This is a genomic window from Mycolicibacterium litorale (assembly GCF_010731695.1).
In the GTDB taxonomy this organism is placed as follows: Bacteria; Actinomycetota; Actinomycetes; order Mycobacteriales; family Mycobacteriaceae; genus Mycobacterium; species Mycobacterium litorale.
The window spans coordinates 1,384,512-1,403,307 of sequence record NZ_AP022586.1; the positions used below are offsets into that span (position 1 = coordinate 1,384,512).

Genomic DNA, 18,796 nt, shown 5'->3' on the forward strand with positions numbered 1-18,796 from the left:
GATCGGCTGCTAACGCGGTTTGGCCAGCGGGAACGGCAGCGTTTCGCGGATGCTGCGACCGGTGATCAGCATGACGACCCGGTCGACGCCCATGCCGAGACCGCCGGTGGGCGGCATCGCGTACTCCATCGCCTGCAGGAAGTCCTCGTCGAGTTCCATCGCCTCCGGATCGCCGCCGGCGGCAAGCAGCGACTGCTCCTGCAGTCGGCGGCGTTGCTCCACCGGATCGGTGAGTTCGCTGTAGGCGGTGCCCAATTCGACGCCCCAGGCCACCAGGTCCCACCGCTCGGCCACGCCGGGGATGCTGCGGTGGGGCCGGGTCAGGGGCGACACCGACGTCGGGAAGTCCTTGTAGAACGTCGGCTTCTGCGTACGGTCCTCGACCAGATGCTCGTACATCTCGAGCACGACCGCCCCTTCGTCCCAGTGGGTGAGGTAGGGGATGCCTGCGGCGTCGGCGAGCTTGCGCAGGATCGGCAGCTCGGTGGCGGCGTCGATGTGTTCCCCGAGCGCCTCGGACACCGCGTCGTGGACGGTCTTGACCGTCCAGGGTCCCGAGATGTCGACGGGTTCGAGCACACCGTCCTGGCGGGGGCGCAGGAATACATGCTCGCCGTTGGCGGCCATCGCCGCGTTCTGGATCAGCTCACGGCAGCCGTCGATCCACACGTTGTAGTCGGCGTGCGCCTGATACGCCTCGAGCAGCGTGAACTCCGGGTTGTGCGAGAAGTCGACGCCTTCGTTACGGAAGGCTCGGCCCAGTTCGAAGACCCGTTCGACCCCGCCGACGCAGAGGCGTTTGAGGTACAGCTCGGGCGCGATGCGCAGGTACAGGTCGAGGTCGTAGGCGTTGATGTGGGTGAGGAACGGCCGTGCGTTGGCGCCACCGTGGATCTGCTGCAGGATCGGAGTCTCGACCTCGAGGAAACCCTTGTGGTACAGCGTGTCCCGGATAGCGTGCAGGACACCGCTGCGCGCCCGGATCAGATCGCGCGCCTCGGTGTTGACCGCCAGGTCGACGTAGCGGGCCCGGACCCGGGCCTCCTGGTCGGTCAGACCCTTCCACTTGTCGGGCAGCGGGCGCAGGCATTTCCCGGTGAGCCGCCAGTGCCGCACCAGCAGGGAGCGGGTGCCGTTCTTGCTGTACCCCATGGCGCCGGTCGCCTCGATGAGGTCGCCGAGGTCGATGGCCGCGGTGAAGTCGGCGGTAGTGCCTCGGTCGAGTGTTGCATTGTCGAGCAGCAGTTGCAGTTCGCCCGACCAGTCCCGCAGCTGGGCGAACAGCACGCCGCCGTAGTCGCGGATGCGCAGCACGCGGCCGGCGACGCTGAGTTTGACGTCGTCGGGGGAGTCGATCGCCGCGGCGGCGGTGTGGCTGGGCGCCTGACCCACCGGATACGCGTCGATCCCGTTGTCCTGCAGCGTCTTCAGTTTCGCCATCCGGACCCGGACCTGCTCGGGCAGCCGGGTGGGCTCGTCGTCGGCGGTGTCGGTGCGCAGCGCGGAGACGTCTGGTGCGCTGCCGTCATGGTGGAGCACGCCGCTGGCGACGAGGTCCTGCGGTGCGGAGGTGTGGTGGCCGGTGTGCTGTTTGTTGCGCCGGGAGAACGGCAGCACCAGGAAGCCTTCGGCGATCACCGACGCCACCCCGACGCGGGGGACGAGCCGCGCGTCCTCGTAGCAGGCGTAGCGCGGCACCCACTGCGGCTGATACTTCATGTTCGACCGGTACAGCGTCTCGAGCTGCCACCACCGCGAGAAGAAGACCAGCAGCCAACGCCACAGCCGCGCAACCGGTCCGGCGCCGAGCTGGGCGCCCTGCTCGAACGCGGAGCGGAACATGGCGAAGTTCAGCGAGATGCGCGTGACGCCGATGTCCTCGGCCTGCAGGCACAGCTCGCTGACCATCAACTCGATGGTGCCGTTGGGCGACTGCTGGGAGCGTCGCATCAGGTCGAGTGAGGCGCCGTTGCTGCCCCACGGGACCAGCGAGAGCATCGCGACGACCTGATCGCTCTGTACGGCCTCGACCAGCAGGCAGTCGCTGTCGGCCGGATCGCCGAGCCGGCCCAGCGCCATCGAGAATCCGCGTTCGGTCTCGGTGTCGCGCCAGGCGTCGGCGTGGGCGATCACCTCGGCCATCTGCTCGGCCGACAGCTCCCGGTGGCGGCGGATGCGCACGGTCACCCCGGCCCGGCGGGCCCGTGTGACGGCCTGGCGCACGGCGCGCATGTCCGGGCCGGAGAGCCGGAAGCCGTCCGGGTGCAGGATGGCCTCGTCGCCCAGCTGGATCGCGTTGAGGCCGGCGACCCGGTACGCCTCCGCACCGCTCACGCTGGCGCCCATCACGCCCGGCGCCCAGCCGTAGGTCTCGCACAGCGCCAGCCAGGCGCCGATCGCCTGGGGCCAGGCCTTCGGGTCCCCGACCGGGTCACCGCTGGCCAGGCACACGCCGACCTCGACGCGGTAGGTGATCGCGGCGCGGCCGCTGGGCGCGAACACCACCGACTTGTCCCGGCGGGTGGCGAAGTACCCCAGCGAGTCGTTCTTGCCGTACAGCTCGAGCAGCCCGCGGATCGCCGACTCGTCCTCACCGGTGAGCGCGTTCTCCGAGCGCTGGGACTGGAACAACACGATCGCCGCGGCCATCAGCGCCAGCGCGCCGAACAGGCCGAGCATCGCGTTGATGACCACGTGCGGGTGCTGGCCGTCGAAGGCGTCGGGGTCGACACCGGCGAAGGCGAAGACCCGGTTGGCGGCATACGCCAGTCGGTAGTCGCGTTCGAGGCTGCCGGGGAACAGCTCCACCAGCCCCCAGCCGACGAGCACACCGATCGCCATCCCTGCGGCGAGCACACCCGCCGCCTTGAACAGGGCTCCGCGGCGCACGCGAGCCCAGAACAGCGGGCGCGCCAGCAGCAGGAACGCGATCGCGGCGACGTGGAACACCAGCCCGATGACCTCGCCGCTCTCCTCCACGACCGATTCGTCACCGGTCAGCAGGTCGACGATGTTCCACCCGGCCGCGGCCACCATGTAGAGCAGCAGCACCCACCAGGCGATGCGTTTGCGGGCGGCCAGCGCGCCCGCCAGCAGCGCCAGCACGAAAGCCCAGGCGAAGCTCGTGTCGGGAAAGTTGAAGATGTAATCGTTGACGAACTCCCGCGGCACCCGGATGACCCACCTCACCAGCGGGGAGACGCTCGCAATCAGCGACAGGGTCGCGATCACGCCGACGGTCCACCCGGCGGCCGCGGGAACCCAGGAGTAGCGGGAGGCGGCACGCGCCCTCGGCGGGCTGGTGACGGTCATAGGCGGGGAGAATATTCGCTCAGGGCGCCGAATGTGGGGATGCGCTCACCAGACCGGACCGGTGAATTTCTCGCCGGGCCCCTTTCCGGGTTCCTCGGGTGCAGCGCTGGCTTCGCGGAACGCGAGCTGCAGCGTCTTGAGGCCGTCGCGCAGCGGTCCGGCGTGCGGGCCCAGGTACTCCACCGAGGCGGTCACCAGTCCGGCCAGCGCGGTGATCAGCCGGCGGGCTTCGTCGAGGTCGCGACGGGGACTGTCATCAGGATCGTCGTCCGAGAGGCCCAGCTTTTCGGCCGCTGCGCTCATCAGCATCACCGCCGAACGGGTGATCACCTCGACGGCGGGAATATCGGCGAGCTCGCGCGTGCTTGGATCATCGGTCATGCCTGCTAGACTGGCATGCGCGACCGTCCTGGCTGACGTCAGGACAGCAAGTGGAGTCCCACTCCCACCGCTGACCTCCTCGGTCCAGCGGTCCGGTCACCGGCATCCAGTATGCCGGTTCTGCGCGTTCGCGCAGGCGGCGTATGCCGTGATCGGTCGGTAATGGGCCCTGCATATGCAGGGCCTTCCTGCTCTGGTGGGCAGGTGCGGATGGGCCAGTGGACTCCCGGGAGAACACAACATAGGAGGCCCCATCAGCACTGAGACCCGCGTCAACGAGCGCATCCGCGTACCTGAAGTCCGCCTGATCGGACCCGGCGGCGAGCAGGTAGGCATCGTGCGCATCGAAGATGCACTCCGCGTCGCCGCGGATGCCGATCTCGACCTCGTCGAAGTTGCACCGGACGCCAAGCCGCCCGTCTGCAAGATCATGGACTACGGCAAGTTCAAGTACGAGACGGCACAGAAGGCGCGCGAGTCTCGCAAGAACCAGCAGCAGACCGTCGTCAAGGAACAGAAACTCCGTCCCAAGATCGACCCGCACGATTACGAGACCAAGAAGGGTCACGTCATCCGCTTCCTCGAAGCCGGGTCCAAGGTCAAGGTGACGATCATGTTCCGCGGACGCGAGCAGTCGCGGCCGGAACTGGGTTTCCGGCTCCTGCAGCGCCTGGGCGCCGACGTCGCCGAGTACGGCTTCGTCGAGACGTCCGCGAAGCAGGACGGCCGCAACATGACGATGGTGCTGGCCCCGCACCGCGGCGCGAAGACTCGTGCCAAAGCGGCGGAGCAAGCCGAACGTCCCCGTGAGTCGGCCCCCGGCCCGGACGCCACGTAGTACTGACCGACACCGAACAGAATCAAGAGGACACCCATGCCCAAGGCCAAGACCCACAGCGGCGCATCCAAGCGCTTCCGGCGCACCGGCACCGGAAAGATCGTGCGCCAGAAGGCCAATCGGCGCCACCTGATGGAGCACAAGCCCACGAAGCGCACCCGCCGCCTCGCCGGCCGCACCGAGGTGTCGGCCAACGACGCCCCGCGCATCAACAAGCTGCTCAACGGCTGAGCGACGAACCCGACCTTTCCAGTCCGCAGAAGTTAGGAACCACCCATGGCACGCGTCAAGCGCGCAGTCAACGCCCAGAAGAAGCGCCGCACAGTTCTCAAGGCCTCCAAGGGCTACCGCGGTCAGCGGTCACGCCTGTACCGCAAGGCCAAAGAGCAGCAGCTGCACTCACTCACCTACGCCTACCGCGACCGTCGCGCACGCAAGGGTGAGTTCCGCAAGCTGTGGATCTCGCGCATCAACGCCGCCGCTCGCGCCAACGACATCACCTACAACCGGCTGATCCAGGGCCTCAAGGCCGCAGGCGTCGAGGTGGACCGCAAGAACCTCGCCGAGATCGCCGTCAGTGATGCCGCCGCGTTCACCGCGCTGGTGGAGGTCGCCAAGGCCGCGCTGCCCGAGGACGTCAACGCGCCCTCCGGAGAGGCCGCCTGAGCCCTGCCGTGGGCAGGAGCGGAGCGACCCGGGGTCCAGCACTGTCTGAGCGCTCCGCCCGAGTGGCGGCAGCGGTCAAACTCCACCGACACGTCGGTCGCCGCCGCGCCGCACGCTTCCTCGCCGAAGGCCCGAACCTCATCGAGGCCGCGTTGCGGCGCGGTGTCGTATCCGAGGTCTTCGCCACCGAGGCCGCCGCGCAGCGGTTCGCGGCGCTTCTCGGTGACGCCGACGTCCATCTGGTCACCGAGCGCGCGGCGAAGGCGTTGTCGGACACCGTGACCCCGGTGGGTCTGGTCGCGGTGTGCGAGATGCCCGGGGTGTCGCTCGACGAGGTGCTCGCCGGGTCGCCGCGACTGGTGGCGGTCGCGGTCGAGACGTCGGAGCCCGGCAATGCCGGCACCCTGATCCGGCTCGCCGACGCGATGGGTGCCGACGCGGTGATCCTGGCCGGCAACAGCGTCGACCCCTACAACGGCAAATGCCTCCGCGCCTCGGCGGGCAGCATCTTCGGTGTCTCGGTCGTCGAAGCCCCCGACACCGCCGGGCTGATCGCCGCGCTGCGCGGCAACGGTCTGGCCGTGCTGGCGACCACCCTCGACGGCGAGGTGAGCCTGGATGATGCGGACTTGTCCGCGCCGACGGCGTGGTTGTTCGGCGCCGAAGCCCACGGGCTGGCACCCGAGATCGCCGCGCTGGCCGACGCCCGGGTGACCATTCCGATGGCCGGCAGCGCGGAGAGCCTCAATGTCGCTGCGGCCGCGGCGATCTGCCTGTATCAGAGCGCCCGCGCGCTGCGAGCGGGCTAGGAGTCGCGCAGCAGACCCTTCGCGACGTGGGTGATCTGCACCTCGTTGCTGCCGGCGTAGATCATCAGCGACTTGGCATCCCTCGCCAGCTGCTCGACCCGGTATTCGGTCATGTATCCGTTGCCGCCGAACAGCTGTACCGCCTCCATCGCCACATCGGTCGCGGCCTGCGAGCAGTACCACTTGATCGCCGACGCCTCGGCCAGTGAGATCGGGGTGCCGGTCTGGGAGGCCTCGATCACCCGGAACAGCATGTTGCGCACGTTCATCCGGGCCACTTCCATATTGGCCAGCTTCAGCTGGATGAGCTGGAACTGGCCGATCTCCTTGCCCCACAGGGTGCGGGACTTCGCGTAGTCGACCGACAGGCGAAGGCACTCCTCGATGACGCCGAGCGCCATGGCCGCGACGCCGATCCGCTCCGCGGAGAAGCTCGACCGCGCACTGTCTCTGGAATCCTTGACGTCGCCGCCGCCGGTCTCGGTCTCCCCGAGCAGGCGGTCTCGGCCCAGTCGTACGTTGTTGAAGAAGAGTTCACCGGTGCGCGAAGAGTGGATCCCCATCTTGCGGAACGGCTTCGACTGCACGAAGCCCTCCATGCCGCGGTCGAGGACGAACGTCAGCACCTTGCGGTCCCGCTTGTCGACCCCGTCACCCTGGTCGAGCTTCGCGTACACGACGACCACGTCGGCGTCCGGTCCGTTGGTGATGAACGTCTTCTGGCCGTTGAGGATGTAGTCGTCACCGTCACGGACGACGTAGGACTTCATCCCGCCGAACGCATCGGACCCCGAATCGGGTTCGGTGATCGCCCAGGCGCCGACCTTCTCGTAGGTCACCAGCTCCGGCAGCCAGCGCTCCTGCTGGGCCAGCGTCCCGCGACTCTGGATGGTCGGAACCGTCAGCCCGAGGCTGACACCCATCCCGGTCACCAGACCCATCGAGACGCGGCACAGTTCGCTGATCACCACGAACCCCATGCCACCCTGGCCGCCGCCGAACATGCCGCCGCCACCGGACTTCGCCTCTCCGCCCTCGCGCAGCCGCGTCAGCCGCTTCTCCAGCGCCTCCTTGGCCATCGCGTCGATTCCGAAGGTGCTGAAGAGCTTCCGGATGACGGGGTAGGGCTCCATCTCGCCGCTCTCCAGAGCGTCGACATGCGGACGGATTTCTTTGTCGACGAACTCCCGGACGGCATCGCGCACGGCAAGATCGACCTCAGACCACTCGAGCATGCCCTTCAGGCTGCCTTACCGCGTCCGCGGGCTGGACGCAGCCCCGCCAAAGAGAACGTCGTGTGCACCAGCGAGCCCGCTTTGTCGAGCAGGGTCTTGCGGCTCGGGACGTAGTGCATCGGCAGGCCACGGCGGTCGGCGGGCGGCCCCGTGAACGCGGGTGCCTCGACCAGCGGTGCGTCCGCGGGGAGTTTGCCCTCGGCCCGGCGGTAGGCGGCCAGCGCGCGAGGATGCAGGCGGATCTCCTCGGGTACGGCGACGAAGGCCAGTTCGACGAGTTTGCCGAACAGGCGCAGCAGGACTTCGTCGCCCGGCGTCCAGCGCAGCCCGGCCCGTTCGCGTACGGCGGGGTCGAAGAGCCCCGCGGCGATCCATCGCTGGGCGCCCAGCATCGGTTTGAACATCTGGTCCCACACCGGTGTCGGCATCAGCACGAACCACGGTTTGGGGATGCGGATCGAGAAGATGTCGAGCGTCGCCTGATTGATCTCGAGTTCTTCCCGGCACTTGCGGTCCCAGTACTCGCCGAATTCCTCCCACGTCTTCGGCACGGGCCGCATGCTCATCCCGTACATGCGGTACCACTGCACGTGCTCGTCGAACAGCTGGCGCTTCTCTGCTTCGGTGAGACCGCCGCAGAAGTACTCGGCCGTCTTGATGATCAGCATGAAGAACGTCGCGTGCGCCCAGTAGAACGTCTCGGGGTTCAGCGCGTGGTAGCGCCGCCCGGCGTGGTCGCTGCCCTTGATCGTGGTGTGGTAGCTCTTGATCTGCTCGCCGGTCTGCGCCGCGCGGTCGCCGTCGTAGACCACGCCCATGATCGGATAGACCGACCGCGCGACGCGCTGCAACGGTTCGCGCAGCACGATCGAGTGGTCCTCGACGCCGGCGCCGAGTTCCGGGTACATGTTCTGGATCGCGCCGATCCACACGCCGAGCATCCCGGTGCGCAAGTCCCCGAAGTACTTCCACGTGAGCGAATCGGGGCCGAGCGGATCGGCGGCGGCCCCGCAGGAGCGCAGGCTGTTCGGCTTCGCGGAAGTCGGCTTCGCGGTCATCGGTTCCTCGCTGACTCGATGCTCACTGTGATCCACACCATAGTGGTGACAACAGGCGTTGTCTACGAGGCGCCGGGGCGCGCCGCATGAGCGTTGTGCACGAGAGACGCCCACGCATGCGCGCCGTGACCGACCGATGTGACGGGCCGCTCGTTGCCCGCGTTTCCGGCCGCCCCCTACGCTGACGACGTGGAGGTCGAGTCGTTCGGCGAACGATCCGGCGGTGCCGAGGACGCGGGACGGGCGCCGTCAGGCGGGTCGGCAGGGCCCCTGGGCTGGCTCTACAGCGCCAACCACAGCCCCGGCGTGGTGGAGTTCCTGCGCCGTGCCCGCCGCGCCCTGCCCGGTGATCCCGACTTCGGCGACCCGCTCTCGGCCGACGGTGTGGGCGGACCGCGCGCCGCGGCGCGCGTCGCCGACCGGCTGCTTGACCGCGAAGCCGTATCGCGGGAGGTCAGTCTCGGCGCCCTGCAGGTGTGGCAGGCGCTCACCGAACGGGTGTCGGGTAAGCCGGCCAACCCCGAGGTGACGCTGGTGTTCAGCGATCTCGTCGGGTTCTCGTCGTGGTCGCTGAGCGCCGGTGACGACGCCACGCTGCGGTTGCTGCGACGGGTGGCGCAGGTCTTCGAACCACCGCTGCTGGAAGCCGGCGGGCGCATCGTCAAACGCATGGGTGACGGATCGATGGCGGTCTTCGGCGACGCCGGGACCGCGGTGCGCGCCGTGCTCGACGCGATGAGCGCGGTCCGGGCGGTCGAGGTCGACGGCTACACGCCGCGGATGCGGGTGGGTGTGCACACCGGCCGGCCGCAGCGGATCGGCTCGGACTGGCTGGGAGTGGACGTGAACATCGCCGCGCGGGTGATGGAGCGGGCCACGCGCGGCGGCCTCGTGGTCTCGCAGACGACACTCGACGGCATCACGGCCGAGGAGTTCGAGGCGCTCGACGTCACGGTGAAACGGCAGCGGCGGCAGGTGTTCAGCCTCAAACCCGACGGGGTGCCGCCCGATCTGGCCATGTACCGGTTGCGCAGGCGCCGGTCGGTGGCCGACGACTCCGCGGACGACGACTCGTAGCGGGGAAACGCCCGCGAAGGCCGGTGATGCGATCACCTATGATCGCCGGGTGGCTGAGCAGCCCGGAGTGGCCGGAAACCTGTCCGAAGAGGCGTTGACCGATGCGGTCGACGCCGCCCGCCGTGCGTTCGGTCAGGCCGCCGATCTCGATGCGCTGGCCCGTGCCAAGACCGAACACCTCGGCGACCGGTCGCCGATCGCGCTCGCGCGTCAATCGCTGGGCACTCTGCCGAAAACCGAGCGTGCGGATGCGGGTAAGCGTGTCAACGTCGCACGGTCGGACGCCCAGCGCGGCTACGACGAGCGCCTCGCCGAACTGCGCGCCGAACGCGATGCGGCGGTGCTGGTCGCCGAGCGCATCGACGTCACGCTGCCGTCGACGCGCCAACCGGTCGGCGCCCGCCATCCGATCACGATCCTGGCCGAGAACATCGCCGACACGTTCGTCGCGATGGGTTGGGAACTGGCCGAAGGTCCCGAGGTCGAGACCGAGCAGTTCAACTTCGACGCGTTGAACTTCCCGCCCGACCACCCCGCCCGCAGCGAACAGGACACGTTCCACATCGCGCCCGAGGGGTCGCGGCAGGTGCTGCGCACCCATACCTCGCCGGTTCAGATCCGTGCACTGCTGGAACGGGATCTGCCGGTGTACATCATCTCGATCGGCCGCACATTCCGCACCGACGAGCTCGACGCCACGCACACGCCGGTCTTCCACCAGGTCGAGGGCCTCGCGGTCGACCGCGGGCTGACGATGGCGCACCTGCGCGGGACGCTGGACGCGTTCGCGCGCGCCCAGTTCGGCCCGCAGGGCGGCACCCGCTTCCGCCCGCACTTCTTCCCGTTCACCGAACCGTCGGCGGAGGTCGACGTGTGGTTCCCGAACAAGAAGGGCGGCCCCGGCTGGGTGGAATGGGGTGGGTGCGGCATGGTCAACCCGAATGTGCTGCGCGCCTGCGGAATCGACCCCGACGAGTATTCCGGCTTCGCATTCGGCATGGGTTTGGAGCGAACATTGCAGTTCCGCAACGGGATTCCCGATATGCGCGACATGGTCGAGGGTGACGTGCGGTTCTCGCTGCCGTTCGGGGTGGGCGCCTGATGCGGCTGCCGTACAGCTGGCTGCGCGAGGTGGTGGCGGCCGGGGCTCCGGGTTGGGACGTGCCCGCCGCCGAGCTCGAGCAGGCGCTGATCCGCATCGGTCACGAGGTCGAAGAGATCCTGCCCGTCGGTCCGGTGACCGGGCCCCTGACCATCGGCCGCGTCGCCGACATCGAGGAACTGACCGAGTTCAAGAAACCCATCCGCGCGGTCAAGGTCGACGTCGGTGACGCGGAGCCGCGTGACATCGTCTGCGGGGCGACGAACTTCGCGGTCGGCGATCTGGTGGTGGTGGCGCTGCCCGGAACGACGCTGCCCGGCGATTTCACCATCGCCAAGCGCAAGACCTACGGCCGCACCTCCGACGGGATGATCTGCTCGACGGCGGAGCTCAACCTCGGCGCCGACCACTCCGGCATCCTCGTGCTGCCGCCCGGCACCGCGGCGCCCGGTACGCCCGCCGCCGACGTGCTCGGCCTCGACGACGTCGTGTTCAACCTTGCGATCACACCCGACCGTGGTTACTGCCTGTCGGTGCGCGGCATGGCCCGTGAGATCGCCTGCGCCTACGACCTCGACTACGTGGACCCGGCGGACGTGCCCGCGCTGCCGGTCGACGGGGAGGCGCTGCCGGTCACCATCGAACCGGGCACCGGGGTGCTGCGGTTCGGGCTGCGGCCCGTGACGGGCATCGATCCCGCCGCGGTGTCGCCGTGGTGGCTGCAGCGCAGACTGCTGCTGTCCGGCATCCGGGCGATCTCCCCGGCCGTCGACGTCACCAACTACGTGATGCTCGAGATCGGGCACCCCATGCACGCGCATGACCGCAGCCTGATCACCGGCGGCTTCCGGGTGCGCTTCGCCGAGCCCGGGGAGACGGTGGTCACCCTCGACGACGTCGAGCGCCGGCTCGATCCGGCCGATGTGCTGATCGTCGACGACGCGGCGACCGCCGCGATCGGCGGCGTCATGGGTGCCGGCACGACCGAGGTCCGCGAGACGACCACCGACGTCATGCTCGAAGCGGCGGTGTGGGACCCGGCAGCGGTATCGCGCACGCAGCGGCGGCTGCATCTGGCCAGCGAGGCCGGCCGCCGCTACGAGCGCACGGTCGACCCGGCCATCTCCGTGGCTGCCCTCGACCGCTGCGCCGCGTTGCTCGCCGAGATCGCCGGCGGCACGGTCGAACCCGGGCTGACCGACTGGCGTGGTGATCCGCCCCGCGAGCACTGGTCAGCCGCGCCGGTCTCGATGGCCGTCGACCGCCCGGACCGCACGGCCGGGGTCGACTACGCCCCGGGCACCACCGAGAGGCGGCTCACCCAGATCGGTGCCGTCGTCGAGGTCGACGGTGACCGGCTGACCGCCGTCCCCCCGAGCTGGCGTCCCGACATCAGGCAACCCGCCGATCTCGTCGAGGAGGTGCTGCGGCTCGAAGGCCTCGAGCGGATCCCGTCCGTGCTGCCCGCCGCCCCCGCGGGCCGCGGGTTGACCGCCATTCAGAAGCGTCGCCGCGCGATCGGTAAATCGCTGGCGCTCAGCGGATATGTCGAGATCCTGCCCACCCCGTTCCTGCCCGCCGGTGTCTTCGACGTGTGGGGACTCGACGCCGACGACCCGCGCCGGGCGACCACCCGGGTGCTCAACCCGCTCGAGGCCGACCGGCCCCACCTGGCCACGACGTTGCTGCCGGGGTTGCTCGAAGCGTTGGTGCGCAACGTCTCCCGCGGCGCGGCCGATACCGCGTTGTTCGCGATCGCGCAGGTGGTCGAACACACCGAACAGATCCGCGCGGTCGAGCGGATCCCGAACGACCGCAGGCCGACCGAGGCGGAGATCGCCACCCTGGACGCCTCGCTGCCGCGCCAGCCGCAACACGTCGGCGCGGTGCTGACCGGTCTGCGCGAGCCCGCCGGGCCGTGGGGCCGGGGCCGGCCGGTCGAGGCGGCTGACGCGTTCGAGATGGTGCGCATCGTGGGGCGGGCGGCCGGAGTGGAGTTCACGCTGCGCGCCGCCCAGCACCTGCCCTGGCATCCCGGACGGTGTGCCGAGGTGCTGATCGGCGACGCCGTTGTCGGGTACGCCGGACAGTTGCACCCCGCGGTCGTCGAGCGGGCGGGCCTGCCCAAGGGCACGTGCGCGGTCGAACTCGACCTGGACGCGGTCCCGATCACCGAACTGTTGCCCGCGCCGCGGGTCTCGCCGTTCCCGGCGGTGTTCCAGGACATCAGCCTGATCGTCGACGACGCCGTCGCCGCGCAGAGTGTGGTCGACGCGGTGCGCTCCGGTGCAGGCGAACTGCTCGAGGATGTCCGGCTGTTCGACGTCTACACCGGTCCGCAGATCGGTGACGGCCGGAAATCGCTGGCGCTCGCACTGCGGTTCCGAGCCGCCGATCGGACGTTGACCGAGGACGAGGCCAGCGCGGCCCGTGACGCCGCGGTGCAGGCGGCGGCCGAGCGGGTCGGGGCAGAGCAGCGCCGCTGATCGCCGGCGGTCAGACAGAGAATCGCCCGATCCAACGGCGCGGCGCGCGATTCTGCGTCTGCTCGCGGGGAGACCTAAATGAGTTTGCAATTGACTGCATAAACATGCAGACTTCATGCATGACAACTGTCGCGGTCGCCGGGGCCAGCGGGTACGCCGGCGGGGAGATCCTGCGCCTGCTGCTCGGCCATCCGGCCTACGCCGACGGCCGGTTGACGATCGGCGCGCTGACCGCAGCGGGCAGCGCCGGAACCGCGCTGGCCGAGCATCATCCGCACCTGCTGCCGCTGGCCGGCCGAATCCTCGACCCCACCGATGTCGACACGCTGTCCGGCCACGACGTCGTCTTCCTCGGCCTCCCGCACGGCCACAGCGCCGCGCTGGCCGAACAACTCGGCGACGACACGCTCATCATCGACTGCGGCGCCGACTTCCGGCTCACCGACCCCGCCGCGTGGGAACGGTTCTACGGTTCGGCGCACGCCGGCAGCTGGCCGTACGGGCTGCCTGAACTGCCCGGCGCCCGCGACCAACTGACCGGGGCCAAGCGGATCGCGGTGCCCGGCTGCTATCCCACCGCCGCGCTGCTCGCGCTGCTGCCCGCCGTCGCCGAGAACCTCATCGAACCCGCGGTGACCGTCGTCGCCGTGAGCGGCACCTCCGGCGCGGGCCGGGCCGCCAAGACCGACCTGCTCGGCGCCGAGGTCATCGGATCGGCGCGCGCGTACAACGTCGGTGGCAAGCACCGGCATACCCCGGAGATCGCGCAGGGCCTGCGAGCCGTGACCGACAGGGACGTCACCGTCTCGTTCACCCCGGTGCTCATCCCGACCTCGCGGGGCATCCTCGCCACCTGCACCGCAAGGACTTCCGCACCGCTGTCGCAGCTGCGTGCCGCCTACGAAAAGGCCTACGACGCAGAGCCATTCGTGTATCTGCTGCCCGAGGGCCAGCTGCCCAAGACCGGTTCGGTGATCGGCAGCAACGCCGCGCAGCTCGCGGTGGCCGTCGACGAGGATGCGCAGACGTTCATCGCGATCGCGGCGATCGACAACCTGGTCAAGGGCACCGGCGGCGCCGCCGTGCAGTCGATGAACCTGGCGCTGGGCTGGCCGGAGACCGAGGGCCTGTCGGTCGTGGGGGTCGCACCGTGACCGCGCCGCTCATCCGCACTCAGGGTGTCACCGCACCCGCGGGCTTTCGCGCCGCCGGAATCGCGGCCGGGATCAAGGCATCCGGCGCGCTCGACCTCGCCCTGGTCCTCAACGAGGGTCCCGACCACACCGCTGCGGGCGTGTTCACCCGCAACCAGGTGCAGGCCGCACCGGTGTTGTGGAGCCGTCAGGTGCTCACCACCGGCCGGCTGCGCGCCGTCGTCCTCAACTCCGGCGGAGCCAACGCCTGCACCGGCCCGCTCGGGTTCCAGGACACCCACGCCACCGCCGAGGCGGTTGCCGCGGCGCTGTCCGACTGGGGTTCGGAAACCGGCGCCATCGAGGTCGCGGTCTGCTCGACCGGCCTGATCGGGGACCGGCTGCCGATGGACCGGGTGCTGGGCGGGGTCACCGAGGTGGTGCAGGAGATGGCCGGCGGGCTGTCGGGCGGAGAGGAAGCCGCCCGCGCCATCATGACGACCGACACCGTGCCGAAACAGGTTGCGCTGCACCATCCTGACAACTGGACCGTCGGCGGCATGGCCAAGGGCGCCGGCATGATGGCGCCGTCGCTGGCCACGATGCTCTGCGTGCTCACCACCGACGCGGTCGCCTCCGCCGAAGCGTTGGACACCGCACTGCGCCGCGCCGCCACCCGCACATTCGACAGGCTCGACATCGACGGCAGCTGCTCGACGAACGACACCGTGCTGCTGCTGGCCTCCGGCGCCAGTGAGATCACGCCGACGCAAGAGGCACTCGACGAGGCGGTGCTGCGGGTGTGTGACGACCTCTGCGCACAACTACAGGCCGACGCCGAGGGCGTCACCAAGCGCATCGCGATCACGGTCAGCGGCGCGCCGACCGAGGACGACGCGCTGGGTGCCGCCCGGCTGCTCGCCCGCGACAGCCTGGTCAAGACCGCGCTGTTCGGCTCCGATCCGAACTGGGGCCGGGTACTGGCCGCGGTCGGGATGGTGCCCTTCACCATCGATCCGAACCGGATCACCGTGTCCTTCAACGGATCACCGACCTTCGCCAACGGCGCGGGCGCGCCTGGAGCCCGCGAGGTCGACCTGACCGGTCCGGACATCGAGGTGAGCGTCGACCTCGGACTCGGCACCGGGCGAGCGACCGTGCGCACCACCGATCTGTCGCACGCCTACGTCGAAGAGAACTCGGCCTACAGCTCATGAGCAGCGGCACCGAGACCAGAGCGCAGGTGCTCGCCGCCGCGCTGCCGTGGCTCAAACAGCTGCACGGCAAGATCGTCGTCGTCAAGTACGGCGGCAACGCGATGATCGACGACACCCTCAAGGCCGCATTCGCCGCCGACATGGTGTTCCTGCGCAACTGCGGGGTGCACCCGGTCGTCGTGCACGGGGGCGGTCCGCAGATCAGCGCGATGCTCAAACGGCTCGGCATCCCCGGCGACTTCCGGGGCGGCTTCCGGGTGACCACACCCGAGGTGCTCGACGTGGCCAGGATGGTGCTGTTCGGACAGGTCGGCCGCGAACTCGTCGGCCTGATCAACGCGCACGGCCCCTACGCCGTCGGCATCACCGGTGAGGACGCGCACCTGTTCACCGCGGTGCGCCGGAGCGTCACCGTCGACGGGGTGGCCACCGACATCGGCCTCGTCGGCGACGTCGAACACGTCAACACCGAGGCCGTCGTCGACCTGATCGCCGCCGGCCGCATCCCGGTCGTGTCGACCATCGCCCCAGACGCCAACGGCGTGGTGCACAACATCAACGCCGACACCGCGGCGGCCGCGCTGGCCGCGGCGCTGGGCGCCGAGAAGCTCGTGATGCTGACCGACGTCGAAGGGCTCTACACCGACTGGCCCGACCGCGACTCGCTGGTCAGCCAGATCGACACCGCCACGCTGGCCGACCTGTTGCCGAAGCTGGAGGCCGGAATGGTCCCCAAGATCGAGGCCTGTCTGCGCGCCGTCACCGACGGCGTGCCCAGCGCCCACGTCATCGACGGTCGCGTCGAACACTGCGTGCTGGTCGAACTGTTCACAGACGAGGGAACCGGAACCAAGGTGGTGAGCGCATGACGCTCCAAGACCGGTGGCAGGCCGTGATGATGAACAACTACGGCACCCCGGCGCTGGCCCTGGTGAGCGGTGACGGCGCCGTGGTGACCGATGCGGACGGCAGGTCGTATGTCGACCTGCTCGGCGGTATCGCGGTCAATGTGCTCGGCCACCGCCATCCCGCGGTCATCGCGGCCGTGACGCGCCAACTCGACACGCTGGGCCACACCTCGAACCTCTACGCCACCGAACCGGGTATCGCGCTGGCCGAAGCACTCGTCGGCCATCTCGGCGCGGACGCCCGGGTGTTCTTCTGCAACTCCGGCACCGAGGCCAACGAGGTCGCGTTCAAGATCACACGGCTGACCGGACGCACCAAAGTCGTTGCGGCGCAGAATGCTTTCCACGGCCGCACCATGGGTTCGCTCGCGCTGACCGGTCAGCCGTCCAAGCAGGCCCCGTTCGAACCGCTGCCCGGCCACGTGGTGCACGTCCCGTTCGGTGACGCCGAGGCGCTGGCGGCCGCGGTCGACGACGAGACCGCCGCGGTGTTCCTCGAACCGATCATGGGGGAGGGCGGGGTCGTCGTGCCTCCGGCCGGATACCTGGCCGCCGCCCGCGAGATCACCACCCGCCACGGCGCCCTGCTGGTGGTCGATGAGGTACAGACCGGGGTCGGTCGCACCGGCGTCTTCTACGCCCATCAGCACGACGGCATCACCCCCGACATCGTGACGCTGGCCAAGGGCCTGGGTGGCGGCCTGCCGATCGGCGCGTGCCTCGCCGTGGGCGCCACGGGCGACCTGCTCACCCCGGGACTGCACGGCAGCACGTTCGGCGGCAACCCCGTGTGCACGGCCGCCGCGCTGGCGGTGCTCGAGACGCTGGCCGCCGAGGATCTCATCGCCCGCGCCGGGGTGCTCGGCAAGACGCTGAGCCACGGTGTCGAAGAGCTCAACCATCCGCTGGTCGACCATGTCCGCGGCCGGGGCCTGCTGATCGGCATCGCGCTGCGCGCCAAGGCCGCCAAGTCCGCGGAGGCCGCAGCCCGCAACGCCGGGTTCCTGGTCAACGCGGCCGCACCCGACGTGATCCGGCTGGCCCCGCCGCTGGTGGTCACCGAGCAGCAGATCGCGAGCTTTCTGGGCGCGCTGCCCGACGTCCTCGACACCGCCGCCGGAGGCGGCGATTCAACCGATGCGGCCGCGGAGGTGGCCGACACATGAGACATTTCCTGCGTGACGACGACCTGACCCCCGACGAGCAGGCCGAAGTGCTGGCCCTGGCCGCCGAGCTCAAGAAGGATCCGCTGCTGCACCGCCCGCTGGCCGGGCCGCGCGGCGTCGCGGTGATCTTCGACAAGAACTCGACGCGCACGCGGTTCTCCTTCGAGGTCGGCATCGCCCAGCTCGGGGGACACGCCGTCGTGGTCGACGGGCGCAGCACTCAGTTGGGACGCGAGGAGACACTCGAGGACACCGGGAAGGTGTTGTCCCGCTACGTGGATGCGATCGTGTGGCGCACGTTCGCCCAGGAGCGGCTGACCGCGATGGCCGCCGGTGCGACGGTGCCGGTGGTCAATGCGCTGTCCGACGAGTTCCACCCGTGCCAGGTCCTCGCCGACCTGCAGACGCTCATCGAGCGCCGGGGCGCGCTGCCCGGGTTGCGGATGGCGTACTTCGGTGACGGCGCCAACAACATGGCGCATTCGCTGATGCTGGGTGGCGTCACCGCGGGTATGCACGTGACGGTCGCGGCCCCGCACGGCTTCGAACCGCATCCGATGTTCGTCGCGGCGGCCCACGAGCGGGCGCAGCAGACCGGCGGGTCGGTCACCGTCACCGCCGATCCGCAGCAGGCCGCCGACGGCGCCGACGTCCTCGTCACCGACACGTGGACGTCGATGGGGCAGGAGAACGACGGCCTCGACCGGGTGCGTCCGTTCCGGCCGTTCCAGGTCAACTCCGGACTTCTCGACCGCGCCGGCGCGGACGCCGTTGTGCTGCACTGCCTTCCGGCGCACCGCGGCCACGAGATCACCGACGAGGTCATCGACGGGCCGCACAGCGCGGTGTGGGACGAGGCCGAGAACCGGCTGCACGCGCAGAAGGCACTGCTGGTGTGGCTGTTGGAGCGGTCAGGCACATGACGTCGGCGGCGACCAGGGCGGGACGGCAGGCGCGCATCGTGGCGATCCTGTCGTCGCACTCTGTGCGCAGCCAGGGTGAGCTGGCCGCCAGACTGGCCGACGAAGGCATCGAGGTCACCCAGGCCACCCTGTCGCGGGACCTGGAGGAGCTCGGCGCGGTCAAGCTGCGCGGCGCCGACGGCGGCGTGGGCGTCTACGTCGTGCCCGAGGACGGCAGCCCGGTGCGCGGGGTGTCCGGGGGGACTGAGCGGGTGACCCGCCTGCTGGGGGATCTGCTGGTGTCCACGGACGCCAGCGGCAACCTCGCCGTACTACGCACGCCGCCCGGTGCGGCACACTATCTCGCCAGCGCGCTCGATCGGGCCGCGCTGCCGTACGTCGTCGGCACCATCGCCGGCGACGACACCATCATGGTGGTGGCCCGCGAGCCCATGACGGGCGCCGAGCTGGCAGCCACCCTGGAGAACCTGAAGTAAGAGGAGATT

At 69.8% G+C, this 18,796-nt stretch carries 17 protein-coding genes; 13 read left to right on the forward strand and 4 right to left on the reverse strand.

The genetic code is table 11. From position 1 onward, the window contains the following. Positions 1–9: 9 nt before the first annotated feature. Positions 10–3,312, reverse strand: a complete 3,303-nt coding sequence (gene lysX, locus G6N30_RS06440; protein WP_134060528.1) for a bifunctional lysylphosphatidylglycerol synthetase/lysine--tRNA ligase LysX — start codon at positions 3,310–3,312, stop codon at positions 10–12. 45 nt (positions 3,313–3,357) lie between these two features. Further along, the gene (locus G6N30_RS06445) at positions 3,358–3,693 is read right to left on the reverse strand and encodes a DUF1844 domain-containing protein (protein WP_134060529.1); all 336 of its coding nucleotides are present in this window, start codon (positions 3,691–3,693) and stop codon (positions 3,358–3,360) included. A 175-nt stretch (positions 3,694–3,868) separates the two neighbouring features. Here G6N30_RS06445 and infC point away from each other — a divergent pair, with 175 nt between their 5' ends. The 4 genes from infC (at position 3,869) to G6N30_RS06465 (ending at position 6,006) form a co-directional block, all read left to right on the forward strand. Then, positions 3,869–4,531 carry a translation initiation factor IF-3 gene (gene infC / locus G6N30_RS06450; RefSeq protein ID WP_407664709.1) on the forward strand — a complete coding sequence of 221 codons (663 nt, stop codon included), beginning with the start codon at positions 3,869–3,871 and terminating at the stop codon, positions 4,529–4,531. 36 nt (positions 4,532–4,567) lie between these two features. Next, positions 4,568–4,762: a 50S ribosomal protein L35 gene (rpmI, locus tag G6N30_RS06455; protein WP_134060530.1), complete on the forward strand. Its 195-nt coding sequence runs from the start codon at positions 4,568–4,570 to the stop codon at positions 4,760–4,762. A gap of 45 nt (positions 4,763–4,807) precedes the next feature. Continuing rightward, on the forward strand, positions 4,808–5,197 hold the full coding sequence (rplT, locus tag G6N30_RS06460) for a 50S ribosomal protein L20 (protein ID WP_011560372.1): 390 nt from the start codon (positions 4,808–4,810) through the stop codon (positions 5,195–5,197). A 62-nt stretch (positions 5,198–5,259) separates the two neighbouring features. Continuing rightward, on the forward strand, positions 5,260–6,006 hold the full coding sequence (locus G6N30_RS06465) for a TrmH family RNA methyltransferase (RefSeq protein ID WP_134060531.1): 747 nt from the start codon (positions 5,260–5,262) through the stop codon (positions 6,004–6,006). On the opposite strand, the gene G6N30_RS06470 is transcribed toward G6N30_RS06465, so the two are convergent. Both G6N30_RS06470 and G6N30_RS06475 read right to left on the reverse strand, forming a co-directional pair. Continuing rightward, positions 6,003–7,241, reverse strand: coding sequence for an acyl-CoA dehydrogenase family protein (locus G6N30_RS06470; protein ID WP_134060532.1), 1,239 nt, complete (start codon positions 7,239–7,241; stop codon positions 6,003–6,005). The two genes, G6N30_RS06465 and G6N30_RS06470, sit on opposite strands and share 4 nt — an antisense overlap. A gap of 5 nt (positions 7,242–7,246) precedes the next feature. Beyond that, positions 7,247–8,299, reverse strand: coding sequence for an oxygenase MpaB family protein (locus tag G6N30_RS06475; protein ID WP_134060533.1), 1,053 nt, complete (start codon positions 8,297–8,299; stop codon positions 7,247–7,249). Positions 8,300–8,488: 189 nt separating this feature from the next. On the opposite strand from G6N30_RS06475, the gene G6N30_RS06480 reads away from it, so the two are divergent. The 9 genes from G6N30_RS06480 (at position 8,489) to G6N30_RS06520 (ending at position 18,787) form a co-directional block, all read left to right on the forward strand. Then, positions 8,489–9,376, forward strand: coding sequence for an adenylate/guanylate cyclase domain-containing protein (locus tag G6N30_RS06480; RefSeq protein WP_166674627.1), 888 nt, complete (start codon positions 8,489–8,491; stop codon positions 9,374–9,376). A gap of 67 nt (positions 9,377–9,443) precedes the next feature. Continuing rightward, a complete protein-coding gene (gene pheS, locus G6N30_RS06485) occupies positions 9,444–10,478 on the forward strand; it encodes a phenylalanine--tRNA ligase subunit alpha (protein WP_407664742.1) in 1,035 nt (344 codons plus the stop codon). After that, a complete protein-coding gene (pheT, locus tag G6N30_RS06490; RefSeq protein ID WP_134060536.1) occupies positions 10,478–12,964 on the forward strand; it encodes a phenylalanine--tRNA ligase subunit beta in 2,487 nt (828 codons plus the stop codon). Before pheS ends, pheT begins: the two co-directional genes overlap by 1 nt. 104 nt (positions 12,965–13,068) lie before the next feature. After that, complete coding sequence (argC, locus tag G6N30_RS06495) at positions 13,069–14,118, forward strand: N-acetyl-gamma-glutamyl-phosphate reductase (protein ID WP_134060537.1); 1,050 nt, start codon at positions 13,069–13,071, stop codon at positions 14,116–14,118. After that, positions 14,115–15,314: a bifunctional glutamate N-acetyltransferase/amino-acid acetyltransferase ArgJ gene (gene argJ, locus G6N30_RS06500; protein ID WP_134060538.1), complete on the forward strand. Its 1,200-nt coding sequence runs from the start codon at positions 14,115–14,117 to the stop codon at positions 15,312–15,314. The genes argC and argJ overlap by 4 nt, the downstream gene beginning before the upstream one ends. Beyond that, positions 15,311–16,183 carry an acetylglutamate kinase gene (argB, locus tag G6N30_RS06505; RefSeq protein WP_134060539.1) on the forward strand — a complete coding sequence of 291 codons (873 nt, stop codon included), beginning with the start codon at positions 15,311–15,313 and terminating at the stop codon, positions 16,181–16,183. Before argJ ends, argB begins: the two co-directional genes overlap by 4 nt. Beyond that, on the forward strand, positions 16,180–17,388 hold the full coding sequence (locus G6N30_RS06510) for an acetylornithine transaminase (protein ID WP_134060540.1): 1,209 nt from the start codon (positions 16,180–16,182) through the stop codon (positions 17,386–17,388). Before argB ends, G6N30_RS06510 begins: the two co-directional genes overlap by 4 nt. After that, on the forward strand, positions 17,385–18,311 hold the full coding sequence (argF, locus tag G6N30_RS06515; protein WP_134060541.1) for an ornithine carbamoyltransferase: 927 nt from the start codon (positions 17,385–17,387) through the stop codon (positions 18,309–18,311). The genes G6N30_RS06510 and argF overlap by 4 nt, the downstream gene beginning before the upstream one ends. After that, the gene (locus tag G6N30_RS06520; RefSeq protein WP_134060542.1) at positions 18,308–18,787 is read left to right on the forward strand and encodes an arginine repressor; all 480 of its coding nucleotides are present in this window, start codon (positions 18,308–18,310) and stop codon (positions 18,785–18,787) included. The genes argF and G6N30_RS06520 overlap by 4 nt, the downstream gene beginning before the upstream one ends. Positions 18,788–18,796 lie beyond the last annotated feature (9 nt).

Bases quoted from the DNA above. Each gene is read 5' to 3' on its own strand.
- lysX (WP_134060528.1), bottom strand. From the start codon at position 3,312: ATGACCGTCACCAGCCCGCCGAGGGCGCGTGCCGCCTCCCGCTACTCC.
- G6N30_RS06445 (WP_134060529.1), bottom strand. From the start codon at position 3,693: ATGACCGATGATCCAAGCACGCGCGAGCTCGCCGATATTCCCGCCGTC.
- infC (WP_407664709.1), top strand. From the start codon at position 3,869: ATGCAGGGCCTTCCTGCTCTGGTGGGCAGGTGCGGATGGGCCAGTGGA.
- rpmI (WP_134060530.1), top strand. From the start codon at position 4,568: ATGCCCAAGGCCAAGACCCACAGCGGCGCATCCAAGCGCTTCCGGCGC.
- rplT (WP_011560372.1), top strand. From the start codon at position 4,808: ATGGCACGCGTCAAGCGCGCAGTCAACGCCCAGAAGAAGCGCCGCACA.
- G6N30_RS06470 (WP_134060532.1), bottom strand. From the start codon at position 7,241: ATGCTCGAGTGGTCTGAGGTCGATCTTGCCGTGCGCGATGCCGTCCGG.
- G6N30_RS06475 (WP_134060533.1), bottom strand. From the start codon at position 8,299: ATGACCGCGAAGCCGACTTCCGCGAAGCCGAACAGCCTGCGCTCCTGC.
- pheT (WP_134060536.1), top strand. From the start codon at position 10,478: ATGCGGCTGCCGTACAGCTGGCTGCGCGAGGTGGTGGCGGCCGGGGCT.
- argC (WP_134060537.1), top strand. From the start codon at position 13,069: ATGCAGACTTCATGCATGACAACTGTCGCGGTCGCCGGGGCCAGCGGG.
- argB (WP_134060539.1), top strand. From the start codon at position 15,311: ATGAGCAGCGGCACCGAGACCAGAGCGCAGGTGCTCGCCGCCGCGCTG.
- G6N30_RS06510 (WP_134060540.1), top strand. From the start codon at position 16,180: ATGACGCTCCAAGACCGGTGGCAGGCCGTGATGATGAACAACTACGGC.
- argF (WP_134060541.1), top strand. From the start codon at position 17,385: ATGAGACATTTCCTGCGTGACGACGACCTGACCCCCGACGAGCAGGCC.
- G6N30_RS06520 (WP_134060542.1), top strand. From the start codon at position 18,308: ATGACGTCGGCGGCGACCAGGGCGGGACGGCAGGCGCGCATCGTGGCG.